The 15,326-nt window shown below is 67.8% G+C and carries 14 protein-coding genes; 4 read left to right on the top strand and 10 right to left on the bottom strand.

What is annotated here, in order from left to right; all coding sequences use genetic code 11:
- Positions 1-286, top strand: a 286-nt coding sequence (locus JWP83_RS19195; protein ID WP_297733083.1) for an HNH endonuclease signature motif containing protein, incomplete at its 5' end; no start/stop codon positions are given.
- An 18-nt stretch (positions 287-304) separates the two neighbouring features.
- On the opposite strand, the gene JWP83_RS19190 is transcribed toward JWP83_RS19195, so the two are convergent.
- Both JWP83_RS19190 and JWP83_RS19185 read right to left on the bottom strand, forming a co-directional pair.
- Positions 305-1,393 (bottom strand): dihydrodipicolinate reductase, encoded by a 1,089-nt coding sequence (locus tag JWP83_RS19190; protein WP_297733080.1) that lies wholly within the window; start codon positions 1,391-1,393, stop codon positions 305-307.
- A 7-nt stretch (positions 1,394-1,400) separates the two neighbouring features.
- Positions 1,401-2,426, bottom strand: a complete 1,026-nt coding sequence (locus tag JWP83_RS19185; protein WP_297733077.1) for a Rieske 2Fe-2S domain-containing protein — start codon at positions 2,424-2,426, stop codon at positions 1,401-1,403.
- A 147-nt stretch (positions 2,427-2,573) separates the two neighbouring features.
- Between JWP83_RS19185 and JWP83_RS19180 the strand changes: the two genes are divergently transcribed.
- Together JWP83_RS19180 and JWP83_RS19175 are read left to right on the top strand one after the other, a co-directional pair.
- Entirely contained in the window at positions 2,574-3,137 is a 564-nt protein-coding gene (locus tag JWP83_RS19180; RefSeq protein WP_297733090.1) for a TetR/AcrR family transcriptional regulator, read from the top strand.
- A 9-nt stretch (positions 3,138-3,146) separates the two neighbouring features.
- Positions 3,147-3,659: a GNAT family N-acetyltransferase gene (locus JWP83_RS19175; RefSeq protein ID WP_297733072.1), complete on the top strand. Its 513-nt coding sequence runs from the start codon at positions 3,147-3,149 to the stop codon at positions 3,657-3,659.
- On the opposite strand, the gene JWP83_RS19170 is transcribed toward JWP83_RS19175, so the two are convergent.
- The 5 genes from JWP83_RS19170 to JWP83_RS19150 are packed head-to-tail and all read right to left on the bottom strand — an operon-like array spanning position 3,646 to position 9,500.
- The gene (locus JWP83_RS19170; RefSeq protein WP_297733069.1) at positions 3,646-4,722 is read right to left on the bottom strand and encodes a PDR/VanB family oxidoreductase; all 1,077 of its coding nucleotides are present in this window, start codon (positions 4,720-4,722) and stop codon (positions 3,646-3,648) included. The genes JWP83_RS19175 and JWP83_RS19170 overlap by 14 nt on opposite strands.
- 10 nt (positions 4,723-4,732) lie before the next feature.
- Positions 4,733-6,493, bottom strand: a complete 1,761-nt coding sequence (locus JWP83_RS19165) for an SDR family oxidoreductase (RefSeq protein WP_297733066.1) — start codon at positions 6,491-6,493, stop codon at positions 4,733-4,735.
- 3 nt (positions 6,494-6,496) lie between these two features.
- Complete coding sequence (locus JWP83_RS19160) at positions 6,497-7,405, bottom strand: metal-dependent hydrolase (RefSeq protein ID WP_297733063.1); 909 nt, start codon at positions 7,403-7,405, stop codon at positions 6,497-6,499.
- Positions 7,406-7,464: 59 nt separating this feature from the next.
- Positions 7,465-8,928 (bottom strand): NAD(P)/FAD-dependent oxidoreductase, encoded by a 1,464-nt coding sequence (locus JWP83_RS19155; RefSeq protein WP_297733060.1) that lies wholly within the window; start codon positions 8,926-8,928, stop codon positions 7,465-7,467.
- 56 nt (positions 8,929-8,984) lie between these two features.
- A complete protein-coding gene (locus JWP83_RS19150) occupies positions 8,985-9,500 on the bottom strand; it encodes an Lrp/AsnC family transcriptional regulator (protein WP_297733056.1) in 516 nt (171 codons plus the stop codon).
- 67 nt (positions 9,501-9,567) lie between these two features.
- On the opposite strand from JWP83_RS19150, the gene ald reads away from it, so the two are divergent.
- Positions 9,568-10,683, top strand: a complete 1,116-nt coding sequence (ald, locus tag JWP83_RS19145; protein WP_297733053.1) for an alanine dehydrogenase — start codon at positions 9,568-9,570, stop codon at positions 10,681-10,683.
- Positions 10,684-10,686: 3 nt separating this feature from the next.
- Here ald and JWP83_RS19140 read toward each other — a convergent pair whose 3' ends face one another.
- From JWP83_RS19140 to JWP83_RS19130, 3 genes are read right to left on the bottom strand one after another with little or no spacing between them, the layout of a single operon-like run.
- The gene (locus tag JWP83_RS19140) at positions 10,687-11,709 is read right to left on the bottom strand and encodes a nitronate monooxygenase (protein ID WP_297733050.1); all 1,023 of its coding nucleotides are present in this window, start codon (positions 11,707-11,709) and stop codon (positions 10,687-10,689) included.
- Positions 11,710-11,713: 4 nt separating this feature from the next.
- On the bottom strand, positions 11,714-13,072 hold the full coding sequence (locus JWP83_RS19135; protein WP_297733047.1) for a pitrilysin family protein: 1,359 nt from the start codon (positions 13,070-13,072) through the stop codon (positions 11,714-11,716).
- Positions 13,050-15,314 carry a polyribonucleotide nucleotidyltransferase gene (locus JWP83_RS19130; protein ID WP_297733087.1) on the bottom strand — a complete coding sequence of 755 codons (2,265 nt, stop codon included), beginning with the start codon at positions 15,312-15,314 and terminating at the stop codon, positions 13,050-13,052. The genes JWP83_RS19135 and JWP83_RS19130 overlap by 23 nt, the downstream gene beginning before the upstream one ends.
- Between the last annotated feature and the right edge of the window lie 12 nt (positions 15,315-15,326).

The raw sequence follows: 15,326 nt of genomic DNA, 5'->3' as shown, positions 1-15,326 counted from the left end.
CGCCAAGGATCGCGGCTGCACCCACCCGGGCTGCGACGTGCCGGGGTATTGGTGCGAAGTCCACCATGTCGACGAGTGGGCGACCGGCGGCCGGACCGACGCCGACAGGCTCGCCTTCACCTGCCCGCCCAACCACAAGCTCGTCGAAAACGGCTGGCGGACCAGAAAACTCCCCAACGGGCGCACCGAATGGATCCCGCCGCCGCACTTAGACCGCGGCGCGCGCACCAACGACTATCACCACCCGGAACGCCTCTTCGACGAGGATGACGACGAGGCTCCTTGACGCCCTTGACGCAAGCGCCTAACTCTTGAACCGCCCCGCGAACCCGCGCAGCGGCAGGTCGGCGCTGGTCATGAGTCCCGGGCGCGCCGCCACCACCGACTTGATCGAGTGTAGGGCGGGCATGCCCGTCACCGTCATGCCGATGGAGGCGAAGTTGTCCGGATTGGACAGATCCACACCGGGCTTGGGGAAGATCATGTGCTTGTTGTAGACGCACGGGTCGCCCTTGATCTGAGTGATGTAGCAGCCCTTGATGTTCCAGCTCGGATCGGTGTGCGGGGTCATCTGCCACTCCAGGTGCGTCTCGACGCGGGGCACCCCGCCCACCATGCCCTGGTATCTGATGTAGTTGCCGCCCAGCGAACCCTTGGGCAGCGTGTACCAGCCCAGGTCGACGTCCTTGGTGCAGGCGCCCAGCTCGTAGCTGAACTTCACCTCGTCGAGGGGCAGGCCGAAGCAGTCGGCCATCATCAGCACGCTGTCGGCGAAGACGCGGGTGTACTTCTCCAGCTTCGACGGGATTTCCGGATCGTCGACCGGTTGGCCGTAGCCGACCTCGAGCCAGGTGTCCTTGGAGTGGTGGCACGACACGTCAACGGACTCGATGGTGGTGACATTCTCGATCTCGGCCACGTCGGCCGAGCACACCACGCCGAGGATCTGGTTCAGGCCCGGGTTCATGCCGGTGCCGTAGAACGTGGCGCCGCCCTTCTCGCAGGCCTCGGCCAGCAGCTGGGTCACCGGCTTGCCCGACGGGTGGGGGTGGTTCTTGTCGCGGTGCCACCCGGTGATCCAGTCGGCCGTGGTGACGATATTGATCCCCGCCTCAAGCACTTTGACGTAGAGGTCTTCGTCGGGGAATACGCCGTGAAACGTCAGCACGTCCGGCCTAGCCGCGATGATCTCCTCGACGGTGCCCGTGGCCTTCACCCCGTTGGGAGCCACGCCAGCGAGTTCACCCGCATCGCGCCCGATCTTCTCCGGCGAATAGCAGTGCAGGCCAATGAGTTCCAGGTCTGGCTGCGTGGCGATCCGCTTGATCATCTCGGAACCGACGTTTCCGGTAGCCACCTGGAAGACGCGGATCGGTCGAGCGGGTGCATTCATTTGAAGTTCAGCCTTTCTGGGATGCTGCGTACACTTCGGCGGCGCCGCCACCGATGCCGTCGGGATAAAACTGCTTGGCCCAGTTGCGGATTGCGGTGAAACCCGCATACTCGTCGGTGGCCAGCGCGGGTGGGTCCGAGTAGCGCTGGTGGCGCCAGATCTCGACGTCCTGCTCGAACTGCCGTATCACTTCCCGCCCGAATTCGGCCGCCCTGAGCTCGGCCCGGGCCGGATCCTTGCCCGGCGCCCGCCCGATGTACACCATGAACCGGACATCGGAGGTGAATTCGTCGACCGGGGTGACTGCGGAGATGGTGCGATTGTCGATCATCCCCCAGCTCTTGGTCACGGCGATGCCCAGCCCTCCGTTGATGGCCTCCACGCCGCTGTTCACGTCCTCGATCTTCTGGCCATCGTCGCCTTCGAACGTGATGGTGAAGTCGACGAAGGACACCGCGCCGGCGAAGTCGTGGCGGGTGAACACCGGCACGATCGGCGTGTTGTGGACGTACTTGAAATGCGCGAAGTCCACCCCGTTTTCGAGGACGTACTGCGGGTGCAGCTGCAGAGCCTCCCGGTACAACCGCTGCTGGGGGTAGTAGTCGTCCGCGCCCCTGCCGTCCTCGAATGACGCGAATACGTCGGGCGCATCGAAGTCGGGTTCGCGGCGCTCGACGTCGTGCCAGATGTAGACCGACTCGTTGCGCTCGACCACGGGATAGTTGCGGATCCGCCTGCCGCGGTTGGGCCGATCCTGGTAAGGGATGCAGACGTTGCGCCCCTCCTGGCTCCACTGCCAGCCGTGGAACGGACACTGCAGCACGTCGCCGACGACCTTGCCGCCGTGACCGAGATGCGCGCCGAGGTGCTCGCAGTAGGCGTTCATCACGGTGATCCCGCCGGACTCGGCGCGCCACGCGACCATCTCCTGGTCGAAGTACTTCATCTTGTGCACGTCGCCGACGCCGATCTCGTCGGACCAGGCGACCTGGAACCATCCGGTCGGTTTCATCGACAACGGCGGCTTAGCCATCTGAGCTGACCTCCTCGCGTAGGAATGATAGGTCGCGTCGCAACAAAATCACAGTACCCTCTATGAAAATGTTAGGCTCGGAGGGTGACCGACGCCAAGGTCGCCGGGCGGCGCACCAATCGGCGCGGCCACGCGACGCGCGAGAGCATGCTGGAGGCCGCGCTGAAGTCGCTGGCCTCGGGCGAGCCGGGCTCGGTGTCGGCCAATCGCATCGCCAAGGAGATCGGCGCCACCTGGGGCGCGGTGCAGTACCAGTTCGGCGATACCGACGGATTCTGGGCCGCCGTGCTACATCGCACCGCCGAGCGACGCGCCGCGACGTTCTCGACACCGCTCCAACCGGAGGCCCCCCTGCGGGAGCGTGTCGGCGCCATCATCGACACCCTCTACCGCGGCCTGGCATCGGCGGATTCCCGCGCGATCGAAAACCTGCGGGCCGCGCTCCCCCGCGACCCCCGCGAGCTCGAACGCCTCTACCCGCGCACGGCCGCCGAGCTGTTCTCGTGGGGCAAGAGCTGGCTCGAGACCTGCCAGAACGCCTTCACGGGCCTGGACGTCGACCCGGACCGGCTGCGGGAGGTGGCGGCGCTCATCCCCGGCGCGATGCGCGGCCTGGTGTCGGAGCGCCAGCTCGGCTCGTACGCCGACCTCGACATGGCCCGGCGGGGTCTGACCAACGCCCTGGCCGCCTATCTGGAGCGACGCCCTTAGCCTTGACGTGTGGAGGCCAGCGACATCCGGATCCGTCAAGCCGCGCCGGACGATTTCGCCGACGTCGCGGAGATGCACTATCCGGTGTGGCGACGATCCTGGGCCGGAATACTCGCGCCGCCGTTGCTCGACATACTGGGTCCGGCGAAGCGCTGGGTCGCCGAGATTTATCCCAACACGCTGAATCGCCACGGCTGGCGGATGTGGGTCGCCGAGGACGGAGGCCGCACGCTCGGCGTGGCCATCTTCGGGCCGGACCCTGACGAACAAGACGCTCTTCAGATCGACGCGCTCTACATCGCGGACGAAAGCCAGCGGCATGGCATCGGTGGCCGCCTGCTCGGCGAAGTCCTGAGCACAAATCCGTCCGGTGACGTGATCCTTTGGTGCGCAGTGAAGAACGACAAGGCGCGCCGCTTCTACGAGAAGAACAACTTTCACGTCGACGGCCGCACCCTTGACTGGGAGCCGCTGCCGGGCATCAAGGTGGGCCACGTGGGCTACCGGCTCAAGCGTCGATGACCACCCGGTCGCCCTTCGCCCGCGACACGCAGACCACCATTTCGTCGTCACCGATCGCAACCCGGCCACGGTGATCGACCTGCCCGGCAAGCACTTTGACCTTGCATGTCCCGCAGAAGCCCTGCTGGCACGAGTAGGGGGTCGTCGGATCGAGATCGCGCATGACGTCGAGCGCCGACCGATTCGCCGCAACGCTGAGCACTCGTCGCGACCGCGCCAGCTCCAACTCGAACGGAACCCCGTCGACCACCGGCGGCGGGCTGAACCGCTCGTAATGCAAAGGCGCGTCAGCGAATTCGTTTCGCGCCACGCGGACCGCCTCCAGCATGGGCGTCGGCCCGCACACGTACACGGCGGTGGTCGGACCGGCGCCGGCCAGCAGGTCGTCGACACCGGCGAAGCGGCCGTGCTCGTCGTCGGCCCACACTGTCACCCGCTCCGGGGCCAGCGACATCACCTCGTCCAGGAACGGCATGTACTCGCGGCTTCTTCCGGCATAGATTGCGCGCCAATCGATTCCGCGCTGCACCGCCGCCTGCATCATCGGCAGGATGGGCGTCACCCCGATGCCGCCGAGGACGAACAGCACGTCGCGCTCGGCCGTGCCGAGATAGAACGCGTTGCGCGGGCCTTCGAACACGCACGTGTCCCCCACATCGAAAGCGTCATGCATCTCGATGGAACCGCCTCCGCCGTCGGCGATCCGGCGGACGGCGATGCGGTAGTCGGTGCGGCGCCCGGGTGGGCCGCACAGCGAGTACTGCCGGCGCCGGCCCGAGGGCAGTTGCACGTCGATATGCCCGCCGGGCGTCCACGACGGGAGCAACCCGCCGTCCGGGTCGGCCAACGTCAGCGCGACCACGTCGGGGGCGACGAGTTGGCGCTTGGTGATGACCGCCCGCAAGGCACGCGGCACCGGCTTCACCCGCGACGGCTGCCACCGCGAGGTCGCGGCGAATCCTTCAAAGAACACGCGGACGCCGCACAGCAGGGTGCCGAGGCGATCGCGGTCACGCCGGCCGTACAGGTCGACGGGCCTGCTACTCCAAATGCTCCCCGGCACGACGAAATCCCTATTTTTGGCGAATGTCGTAGCGCGCGAACAGCCGAAGCGCCGACGGACTGATGCGCCGCAGCGCGTAACCGATCCTGGATTCGGCGGCGATCGGCAACACGGCGGGACCGGTCTTGACGGCCTTGACGATCGCCTTGGCCACGGCTTCCGGCGTGTAGTTGCGGCGCCGGTACGCGCCGTCGGCCTTCTCCCGCGCGCGCTCCTGTTGTTCGGCGGTCATCCCGGCGTAGATGGTGCTCTTGGCGATGTTGGTGTTGACGAATCCCGGGCACACGGCCGTGACGGAGATGCCCTCGTCGGCGAGGTCGGCCCGCAGCGATTCGCTGAACGCCAGCACCGCCGCCTTGGTGGTGCCGTAGGCGACCATGGACTTCGACGGTATGAACGCCGCCGCCGACGCGACGTTGATGATCGTTCCGCCCTCGCCGCGCTCGACCATCTGCGCCGCGAACGCCCTGCTGCCGGAGATGACGCCGCGGACGTTGACTCCCAGGATGTCTTCCCAGTTGGCCGGGCTCGTCTCCAGGAACCGCCCCGCCATCCCGATGCCGGCGTTGTTCACCAGGATGTCGACCACGCCGTGCTCGTTAAGCACTTGCGCGGCAAGGTCGTTCATCGCAGAGTCGTCGCTGACGTCGACCCGGTACACCGCAGTCTCTGCGCAGGCCGCGCGCACGGCATCCGCGCTCTCGTCGGCGGCGGCCAGGTCGCGATCGACGATCACCACCTTGCGGGCGCCGTGACGGGCCAGCTCCACCGCGGTCGCCCGGCCGATGCCCGCGCCGGCCCCGGTGACCAGCGCGAGCTTGCCGCCAACCTCGCGCGGCCCCCCGCGCACACCCAGTCGGCCGGCCGAGCCGCTGACGGTTTGGTCGACCCACTCGGCGGTGAGCCGGGCGATCACGTCGGGGCGCGACGTCACCACCCAGTGCCCGCCCTCGATCGGGATCACCCGGCCCCCGGCGGGAATCGCACCGGTGAACCGCTGCACCGCGGGCGTCACGAAGATGTCCTTGCGCGGCACCAGAACCTGAACGGTAACGGTGGTTTTCGGCAGCTGCGGCCCGGGCCGCAACATCGGCCCGGGCATGTTTGCGCGGTACAGGTTGAGCCCGTTGAGGTAGTCGGTGATCGACCGCGGCGGCGCCTCGCGTCGACTGCGGGTACTCGACCGACCGATGCACTCGAGAGCCTCATGAACTTTCACACCGAGCCGGGAGCGGAACGCCAGTTCCGGCACGCCGGGACACAGGAAGAAGGCGATGTACCCCGAGCCCAGCAGCTGCCTGGCGACCTGACCCGCCGCCCGGGCAGTTCGCGCCGAGCGGAGGAACCTGCCCGCGTACTGCAGGTGCGGACCCGAAATCGAGGTGAACGACGCGACTCTGCCCATCACCGAGTCGTCGGTGACGGCCGCCCAGGCCTGGATCGAGCCCCAATCGTGGGCCAACAAGTGGACGGGCCCGACACCCAGGCTGTCGATCACCGCGCCGATGTCGGACACCAGTTGGGGGAAGGCATACCCGGATCGCTTTGCGGGGCGCGATGATTCGCCGGCGCCGCGGACGTCGTAGGCCAGCACGTTGTAGCGGCCGGAGTAGCGCTCATCGAACTCCCGGGCCACACCGTCCCACAGGTGATGGTTGTCGGGCCAGCCGTGAATCGCGAGGATGGTCGGGCGCGCCGCGTCGATCTCGGTGTAGGGGTGTACCGCCAAGGTGACACCGTCGGAGGCGGTGACGCTCGGAGTTGTGGCCATAAGTCAGTGCGACGCGCGCGCGGCGGGCGAGAGCGCCAGGTAGTCGACCGCCAGCCCCAGCCCGCCCAGCTGGGACGGATGGAAACCCGGCCGGTAGTAGTCGCCGACCACCCGCACGAAGCGCAGCGGCCGGGGCACCAGACCCCGCCGCGCCGCGCGCAAGTAGTCCCGCCAGCGCGGCTTGCTTCCCGCCGGCAGGTACGGGTCCACCGAATACAGGAAGCGGACCCCGCGAATCCAGAACAACAGCATGGCCGGCGTCACGACCAGCTGGGCGCGCACCCGTCGCAAATACCCGGCGCGCAGGTGCTTCATGGTGTCGAAGGCGACGGCCTTGTGCTCGACTTCTTCGGCGCCGTGCCAGCGCAGCATGTCCAGCATCACCGGATCGGTGCCGATGGCGTCGTGGGCCGGTGAGTCGAGCACCCACTCGCCCAGAATGGCGGTGTAGTGCTCGACCGCGGACACGATCGAAATCTGCTCCAGCAGCCAGCTGTGCCGGCGTCGCTGGCTCCACCCGGGCCGGGGGCCAAGCAGCTTCTCGAACAGCCACCTGATCTGGTCGGTGTACGGGGTCAGGTCGACGCCCTGCGCGGCGAAGTGGGCGAGCACTTTCGAGTGCGCCTGAGAATGCATGGCCTCCTGGCCGATGAACCCCTGCACGTCAAGCCGCAGCTGATCGTCCTTGATCAGCGGCAGACTCCGCTTGAACACGTCGACGAAGAACTCTTCACCGGCGGGCAGCAGCAGGTGCAAGACGTTGAGGACGTGGGTGGCGAACGGCTCGCCCGGCACGTAGTGGAACGGCAACTTTGCCCAATCGAAGTCCACGTCGCGTGCCTCGAGGACCAGGCGCTCGTGGTCCAACGACGCGTCATGCGGACCCGCTGCCTGGTCGTCGACGGTGAACATCGTGGGCCCCCTACCCTTTTCAGTGCTGGCAAGTATAGATCCCGTTTAGAACCCGGCCGTCAGCCGGCGGCGACGTGCCGTCGCAAGTCGTATTGCCCGGGATCGGTGTTTGCCAGCATGGCGCGATGCTTGGCCGGCGTGAACGGCCAGACCTCTGGCACCCCGTCCTTGTTCAGGTACCAGCTGTCGCAGCCGGTGGTCCACACGGTGTCCGGCATCGCCGCCCGCAGCTGCGCGTTGTAACTCTCGGTCGCCGGGGCCGTCGGCTCCACGGTGTCGAATTCGCCGCGTCGCCAACGCTCGATCCAGCCCAGGATGTGATCGGCCTGGTGTTCGGCCACCGAGGTGAGCGAGTGGTTGCCCACCGGGCTGTGCGGCCCCAGCATCATGAAGAAGTTGGGAAAACCGGGCATCGCCACGGTCTGGTAGGCCCGCGGCCCGTCGCGCCACACGTCGTCGGCGGCGATGCCGTCTCGGCCGGTCAGGCGCATCGGCCGGAAGAACGCGTGGGTGTCGAACCCGGTGCACAGCACGATGATGTCCACCTCGTGCAGTGTGCCGTCGTCGGTCACGATGCCACGGGATCCCACGTGGTCGATGCCGGCGGTCACCAGCTCGACATCGTCGCGCTGAATCGCGCGGTAGAACCCGCCCGACACCACCAACCGCTTGCACATCGGCTGGTAGCCGGGCGTCAGCGCCGCACGCAATCCGGGATCGCGCACTCGGCGCAGGCTGACGCGGCACAGCGCGCCCATCAGTGTTCGCCGCAGGCCCGGCTTGGTCAGCGCGACCGCGAAGGTGTCGAAGCTGAGGCTGTAGGCCCAATACGCCAACCGGTCGAGCCACGGAACGGCCCGATGGGTGAGAGCGGCGAACCTGGAGTATCGCGGGTTGGGCATCGGGATTATCCACTGCGCGGTGCGCTGGAACAGCAAGACCCTGCCCGCCACGCCGGCCAGCCCGCAGACGAGCTGCACGCCGGTGGATCCGTTGCCGATCACCGCGATTCGGCGCCCTGGCAGCGGGGCGGAATGGTCCCAGCGCGCGGAGTGAAAGACATGACCACCGAAGTCGCCCAGCCCGGCGATCGACGGCATCCGCGGATGGTGCAGCACGCCGGTCGCCGAGATCAGGAAGTCCACGGCCGATTCGTCGCCGGCGTCCGATCGCAGCACCCAACGGCCGCCCTCGAATCGCGCGCCGACGATTTCGGTGCCGAACCGGATCCGGTCCCGCAGCGCGAATTGCTCGGCGACGCCGCGGAAGTAGGCCTGGATCTCGCGGCCGGGCGAGAACATGTGCGTCCAGTTGGGCTTCGTGGCGAAGGTGTACTGGTAGACGCGCGACGGTACGTCACAGGTCAGACCGGGATAGGTGTTGTCCCGCCAGGTGCCGCCCACCTCGTCGGCCTTCTCGTAGATGATGACATCGCGAATGCCGCTGCGCAGCAACGCGATTGCGACACACAACCCGGACATGCCGGCTCCGACGACGGCAACGGCGGGATCGCGCCTCGTCATCGCCGGCCCCGTCCGGCCTCTTTACCGGCGTCGATCTCCATCCGCCGATCATAAGACTAAATCGGTGCCGCTCCACGGAGATGTTCGAAGATCAGCGACGTCTGCGTGCCCGCGACGTCGGCGTCGGCATTGAGGTTCTCGACGACGAACGAGCGCAGGTCCGCGGTGTCGCGGGCGGCGACGTGCAGGATGAAATCGTCTGCGCCGGCGAGGAAGTAGACGTCCATCACCTGCCGCCGGGTGCGGATCTGCTGGATGAAGCTGAGGATCTTGCCGCGCGAGTTGGACTGCAGGTTGACCGAGATCATCGCCTGCAGCGGCAATCCGACGGCGACCGGGTCGACGTCGGTGTAGAAACCCCGGATGACCCCGAGGTCCACCAACCGCCGGACCCGCCCGTGGCACGTCGACGGCGCGATTCCGACCGCCTCGGCGAGCGCGTTGTTGGTGATGCGGGCGTCGCCGTGCAGCAGGGTCAGGATCTTGCGATCCACCGCGTCGAGGTCGGCGGGTCGAACATCCTTCGGCTGGTCAGCCTGCTGGCGGTTCCGCTCAGGAGATAGATCGGGCACGACACGACTCTATCGAATTATCATCAGCATGTTTGCCGGGCTTTCGAACTTTCTTCACACTTGAGGCATGCGCGTAGGGATTCCCACCGAGACCAAGACCAACGAATTCAGGGTGGCCGTCACCCCGGCCGGTGTCACGGAGCTGACCCGCCGTGGCCACGAGGTTCTGATCCAGTCCGGCGCCGGAGAAGGGTCGGCGATTTCCGACGCGGAGTTCAAGGCGGCGGGCGCCCAACTGACCAGCGCCGCCGAACAGGTGTGGGCCGACGCCGACCTGCTGCTCAAGGTCAAAGAGCCGATACCGGCCGAGTACGGCCTCCTGCGCCGCGGCCAGGTCCTGTTCACGTATCTGCATCTGGCCGCTTCGCGCGCCTGCACCGACGCGCTATTGGCCTCCGGCGCAACCTCGATCGCCTACGAGACGGTCCAGACCGCCGACGGCGCGCTTCCGTTGCTGGCGCCGATGAGCGAGGTCGCCGGTCGGCTCTCCGCTCAGGTCGGCGCCTATCACCTGATGCGCACCCAGGGCGGGCGCGGCGTGCTGATGGGCGGGGTGCCGGGCGTCAAGCCCGCCGATGTCGTGGTGATCGGGGCCGGCACGGCCGGCTACAACGCCGCCCGGGTCGCCGGCGGGATGGGCGCGACCGTCATGATCTTCGACGTCAACCTCGCCAAGCTTCGGCTGCTCGACGCCGAGTTCGCCGGCCGCATCGGCACCCGCTACTCGTCGGCCTACGAGCTCGAAGGTGCCGTCAAGCGCGCCGACCTGGTGATCGGGGCGGTCCTGGTGCCCGGCGGCAAGGCTCCCAAGCTGATATCGAATTCCCTTGTCGCGCAGATGAAGTCGGGAGCGGTGCTGGTGGACATCTCCATCGATCAGGGCGGCTGCTTCGACGATTCGCGGCCCACCACCCACGACGAGCCCACTTTCGCGGTGCACGACACCCTGTTCTACTGCGTGGCGAACATGCCCAGCGCGGTGCCGAAGACGTCGACCCTCGCACTGACCAACGCGACGATGCCGTATGTGCTCTGGCTCGCCGACCACGACTGGCGGGCGGCGTGCCAGTCGGATCCCGCTCTGGCCAAAGGGCTTTCGACGCACGACGGGATACTGCTGTCCGAACGGGTGGCCACCGACGTGCGTTTGCCGTACACCGACCCGGCCAGCGTGTTGACCTGAGCACTAGCAGTTGAGGCCCGCGACGATGTCGGCCACCGGCCCCGGACGGGCCTGCTTGAACGACGTTCCCGCCCAGAGGGCCATCCCGTTCGGGTCTTCCCATTCGGCCGCCGCCTCCCGGATCGGCAACGTCATCTGGTTGACCTCGGGATAACCGAGCGGGGCCACGTTGTCGAGGCGCCGGATGAATTCGTTTTCCAGGCCGCGCGCATACCGGCCCGAGAACGCACGCGACACGATGGTCTTGGCGAAAAGCTGGTTCTTCATGGCGGTGCGATGGGCCTGGCTGGTGCCGGCCTCGTCGCTGAGCAGCAGCGCGGTGCCGACCTGCGCGGCCACCGCTCCCCTGCGCAGGACGCCGGCGACGTCCTCGGCGGTGCCCAGCCCGCCCGCCGCGATGATCGGGACATCGCGGTGCGCCCGGTGGATCCGATCGATCAGCTCGTGCAGCGACTCGGTGCCCGGTTCCATGTCCGGCGCGAAGGTGCCGCGGTGCCCACCGGCCGCGGGCCCCTGGACCACCAGGCTGTCAGCACCGGCCGCGACGGCGACCCCGGCCTCGTAGGGCGACGTCACGGTGACCATCACCAGCAACCCCTGCGCGCTGAAGCGCCGGATCACGTCCGGCGGCGGCGCGCCGAAGCTGAAGGACACCAGCTCCGGGCGTACGTCGGATACCACCTCGAGCTTGCGCTCCCAGTCGTCGTCGTCACCGAACTCGGGCCGGCCGACCTCGCACTGGTAGTGCTCGGCGATGCCCACGAGCTCGTCGGCGTAATAGTCAAGCGCTATCCAGTCGGCGACGCTGGGCTGCGGCACGAACAGGTTGACGCCGAGCGGGCCGGTCGTCATGGTGCGCGCGACGGCGATGTCGTCGGCGAACCGCTCGGCGCTCACGTACCCGGCGGGGATGAAACCGAGCCCGCCCGCGTTGGACACCCCCGCAGCCAGCGCCGGGGTGCCGGGGCCGCCGGCCATCGGCGCACCCACGATGGGCACCGCGATATCCCAAAAGCCCAGAACCATCCGGCTAATTTACCATCGCCCGAAGTTGTTGGGGCAGCGATCGTTTCGATGCGTACGGGCCCAGAACGGCCGCGCCGTAGGGCTTGCCCAGCAGGCGGCGGGCCACTGCGTTGACCTGCTCGACGGTCACCCCTTCGATCTGTTGCAAGCTGTGTTCGATGCTGCGGTGTCTGCCGTAGTTCAGTTCGCTGCGGCCGATGCGGCTCATCCGGGAGCCGGAGTCCTCCAGCCCGAGGACCAGCCCGCCGCGCAAGGACCCCTTGGCGATGCGGCATTCCGCCTCGGTGATGCCGTCACGTGCCACGGCGCCGAGCACCTCGCTGGTCACCCGCATGACATCGGGGAAACGCTCGGGCAGGCACGCGGCGTTCACCGACAGCGCGCCGCTGTCGGCGAAGATGTCCACCGCCGAGTAGACCGAATAGGCCAGGCCGCGCAGCTCCCGAACCTCCTGGAACAGCCGGGAGCTCAGGCCGCCGCCCAGCGCGGTGTGCAGCACCGACAGCGCCCAGCGATGCTCCCAGCTCCGCCCGGGGGTGCGGACACCCAATGACACGTGGGTCTGCTCGGCATCCCGGTTGACCAGCGTCAGCCCGGGTTGCCCCGTGACCCGCCCGGCGCCCTTGCGCGGTGCGATCGGCTGCCGTCCGCGGACCAGATGCGGACCGAAGTGCTGGCGCACCAACGCGACCACCTCGGCGTGATCGACGTTGCCGGCCACCGCCACGACCATCCGTTCCGGGGTGTAGCGCCGCAGATGAAACGAGTGCAGCTGGCCCCGCGTCATCGCCGAAACCGAACGCGCGGTGCCGATCACGGGGCGGCCCACGGGGTGGTCACCGAAGAGCGCCGACAAGAAAATGTCGCCCAGCGCGTCCTCGGGGTCGTCGTCGCGCATGGCGATCTCTTCGAGGACGACGTCGCGTTCCAGCTCCACGTCGTCGGCGGCGCAGCGACCGTTGAGCACCACGTCGGCGACCAGGTCGATCGCCAACTCCAGGTCGCTGTCGAGGACGTGTGCGTAGTAGCAGGTGTGCTCCCTGGCGGTGAACGCGTTCAGCTCCCCGCCCACGGCGTCCATCGACTGGGCGATGTCCACGGCCGTGCGGGTCGGGGTCGACTTGAACAGCAGATGCTCGAGGAAGTGCGCCGCCCCGGCCACGGTGGCGCCCTCGTCGCGCGATCCGACACCGACCCAGACCCCGACCGAGGCCGAGCGCACCGCGGGCAGGTACTCGGTGACCACGCGCAGGCCCCCCGGCAGCGTGGTGCGGCGGACGGCCTTGTGGTCGGCGTTCACCTCGGCGATCTGCGTGCCCCGACGCAGGGACGCCGCGGGATCAGCTGCTGGCTGTCGCGGCATCGGCAGGCGCTGCGGGAGCCGAAGAAGGTGCGCTGACAGTGCTTTCTTCTTCGTCGACCAGGACCAACGAGATCTTGCCCCGCTTGTCGATGTCGGCAATCTCCACCCGCAGCTTGTCGCCGACGTTCACGACGTCCTCGACTTTCGCGATGCGCTTGCCCCTGCCGAGCTTGGAGATGTGCACCAGGCCGTCGCGACCGGGCAGCAGCGACACGAACGCGCCGAAATCCGTTGTTTTGACCACGGTTCCGAGGAACCGCTCGCCCATCGTCGGCAGCTGCGGGTTGGCGATGGCGTTGATCCGGTCGATCGCGGCCTGCGCCGAGGGCCCGTCGGTGGCGCCCACGAACACCGTGCCGTCGTCCTCGATGGAGATCTGCGCGCCGGTCTCCTCGGTGATGGCGTTGATGATCTTGCCCTTGGGCCCGATGACTTCACCGATCTTGTCCACCGGGACCTTGATGGTGGTCACCCGCGGCGCATACGGGCTCATCTCATCGGGCGCGTCGATGGCCTCGGCCATGACTTCGAGGATGGTCAGCCGGGCGTCCTTGGCCTGAGCGAGAGCACCTGCCAGAACCTGCGAGGGAATACCGTCCAGCTTGGTGTCCAGCTGCAGCGCGGTGACGAAGTCCTTGGTGCCGGCGCACTTGAAGTCCATGTCGCCGAACGCGTCTTCGGCACCGAGGATGTCGGTCAGGGTGACGAAGCGGCGCTCGGTAGATTTTGTGCCGTCTCCCGCCTCAATTTCGACGTCGTCGGAGACCAGCCCCATCGCGATGCCGGCCACCGGCGCCTTGAGTGGCACGCCGGCGTTCAGTAGTGCCAGCGTGGACGCGCACACCGACCCCATCGAGGTCGAGCCGTTCGAGCTGAGAGCTTCGGATACCTGGCGGATGGCGTACGGGAATTCCTCGACGGCGGGCAGCACCGGGATCAGGGCCCGCTCGGCGAGCGCGCCGTGACCGATCTCGCGGCGCTTGGGCGAACCGACCCGGCCGGTCTCGCCGGTGGAGAACGGCGGGAAGTTGTAGTGATGCATGTACCGCTTGGACGTTTCGGGCCCCAGCGAGTCGATCTGCTGGGCCATCTTGACCATGTCGAGCGTGGTCACACCGAGGATCTGGGTCTCGCCCCGCTGGAACAGCGCGCTGCCGTGTGCCCGCGGAACCACGGCCACCTCGGCCGACAACGCGCGGATGTCGGTGATGCCCCGGCCGTCGATGCGGAAGTGGTCGGTGAGGATGCGCTGGCGGACCAGCTTCTTGGTGAGTGCGCGGAACGCGGCGCTGACCTCTTTTTCGCGACCCTCGTAGGTTTCGGCGAGCCGCGCCAGCACTTCGGCTTTCAGCTCGTCGGTGCGCTGGTCGCGCTCGGCCTTGGCGCCGATGGTCAGCGCGGCGGCCAGCTCGTCGGTGGCCACCGAGGCCACCGAGTGGTAGACGTCGTCGCCGTACTCGGGGAACACGGGGTACTCGCCGGTCGGTTTCGCGGCGGCGTCGGCCAGCTGCTGCTGCGCGGTACACAGCGCGGCGATGAACGGCTTGGCGGCCTCCAGGCCTTCGGCCACAACGCTTTCCGTCGGCGCCTGGGCGCCGCCCTCGACGAGCGCGATGACGTGCTCGGTGGCCTCGGCCTCGACCATCATGATGGCTATATCTTTTTGGCCGTCGGCTTCACCGACAATCCGGCCGGCCACCACCATGTCGAACACGGCCCGCTCGAGCTGCTCGACGGTGGGGAAGGCGACCCAGGTGCCGTCGATCAGCGCGACCCGCACACCGCCGATGGGGCCCGAGAACGGCAGGCCGCCAAGCTGGGTGGAGGCCGACGCGGCGTTGATCGCCAGCACGTCGTACAGGTCGTTCGGATCCAGACTCAGGATCGTCACCACGACCTGAATCTCGTTGCGCAGCCCGGACACGAACGACGGACGCAGCGGGCGGTCGATGAGCCGGCAGGTCAGGATCGCGTCGGTGGAGGGGCGGCCCTCACGACGGAAGAACGAGCCGGGGATGCGGCCGACGGCATACATCCGCTCTTCGACGTCCACCGTCAGTGGGAAGAAGTCGAATGAATCACGCGGCGACTTGCCTGCCGTCGTGGCTGAAATAAGCATCGTCTCTTCGTCGAGGGTGACGGTTACTGCGCCTGCCGCTTGGCGGGCGAGTCGTCCGGTCTCGAAGACAATGACGCGTGTTCCCAGAGCGCCGTTATCGATAACGGCCTGGGTTGTTGCAATTGCGGGACCCTC

This window comes from Mycobacterium sp. (assembly GCF_025965855.1).
Taxonomy (GTDB): domain Bacteria; phylum Actinomycetota; class Actinomycetes; order Mycobacteriales; family Mycobacteriaceae; genus Mycobacterium.
The sequence above is the reverse complement of the archived record's forward strand: the minus strand, read 5'-3'. Positions and strand labels throughout refer to the sequence as shown.

Excerpts from the sequence above, each read along its gene's own strand:
- JWP83_RS19190 (WP_297733080.1), bottom strand. The coding sequence starts at position 1,393 with ATGAATGCACCCGCTCGACCGATCCGCGTCTTCCAGGTGGCTACCGGA.
- JWP83_RS19185 (WP_297733077.1), bottom strand. The coding sequence starts at position 2,426 with ATGGCTAAGCCGCCGTTGTCGATGAAACCGACCGGATGGTTCCAGGTC.
- JWP83_RS19180 (WP_297733090.1), top strand. The coding sequence starts at position 2,574 with ATGCTGGAGGCCGCGCTGAAGTCGCTGGCCTCGGGCGAGCCGGGCTCG.
- JWP83_RS19165 (WP_297733066.1), bottom strand. The coding sequence starts at position 6,493 with ATGGCCACAACTCCGAGCGTCACCGCCTCCGACGGTGTCACCTTGGCG.
- JWP83_RS19160 (WP_297733063.1), bottom strand. The coding sequence starts at position 7,405 with ATGTTCACCGTCGACGACCAGGCAGCGGGTCCGCATGACGCGTCGTTG.
- JWP83_RS19155 (WP_297733060.1), bottom strand. The coding sequence starts at position 8,928 with ATGACGAGGCGCGATCCCGCCGTTGCCGTCGTCGGAGCCGGCATGTCC.
- ald (WP_297733053.1), top strand. The coding sequence starts at position 9,568 with ATGCGCGTAGGGATTCCCACCGAGACCAAGACCAACGAATTCAGGGTG.
- JWP83_RS19140 (WP_297733050.1), bottom strand. The coding sequence starts at position 11,709 with ATGGTTCTGGGCTTTTGGGATATCGCGGTGCCCATCGTGGGTGCGCCG.
- JWP83_RS19135 (WP_297733047.1), bottom strand. The coding sequence starts at position 13,072 with ATGCCGCGACAGCCAGCAGCTGATCCCGCGGCGTCCCTGCGTCGGGGC.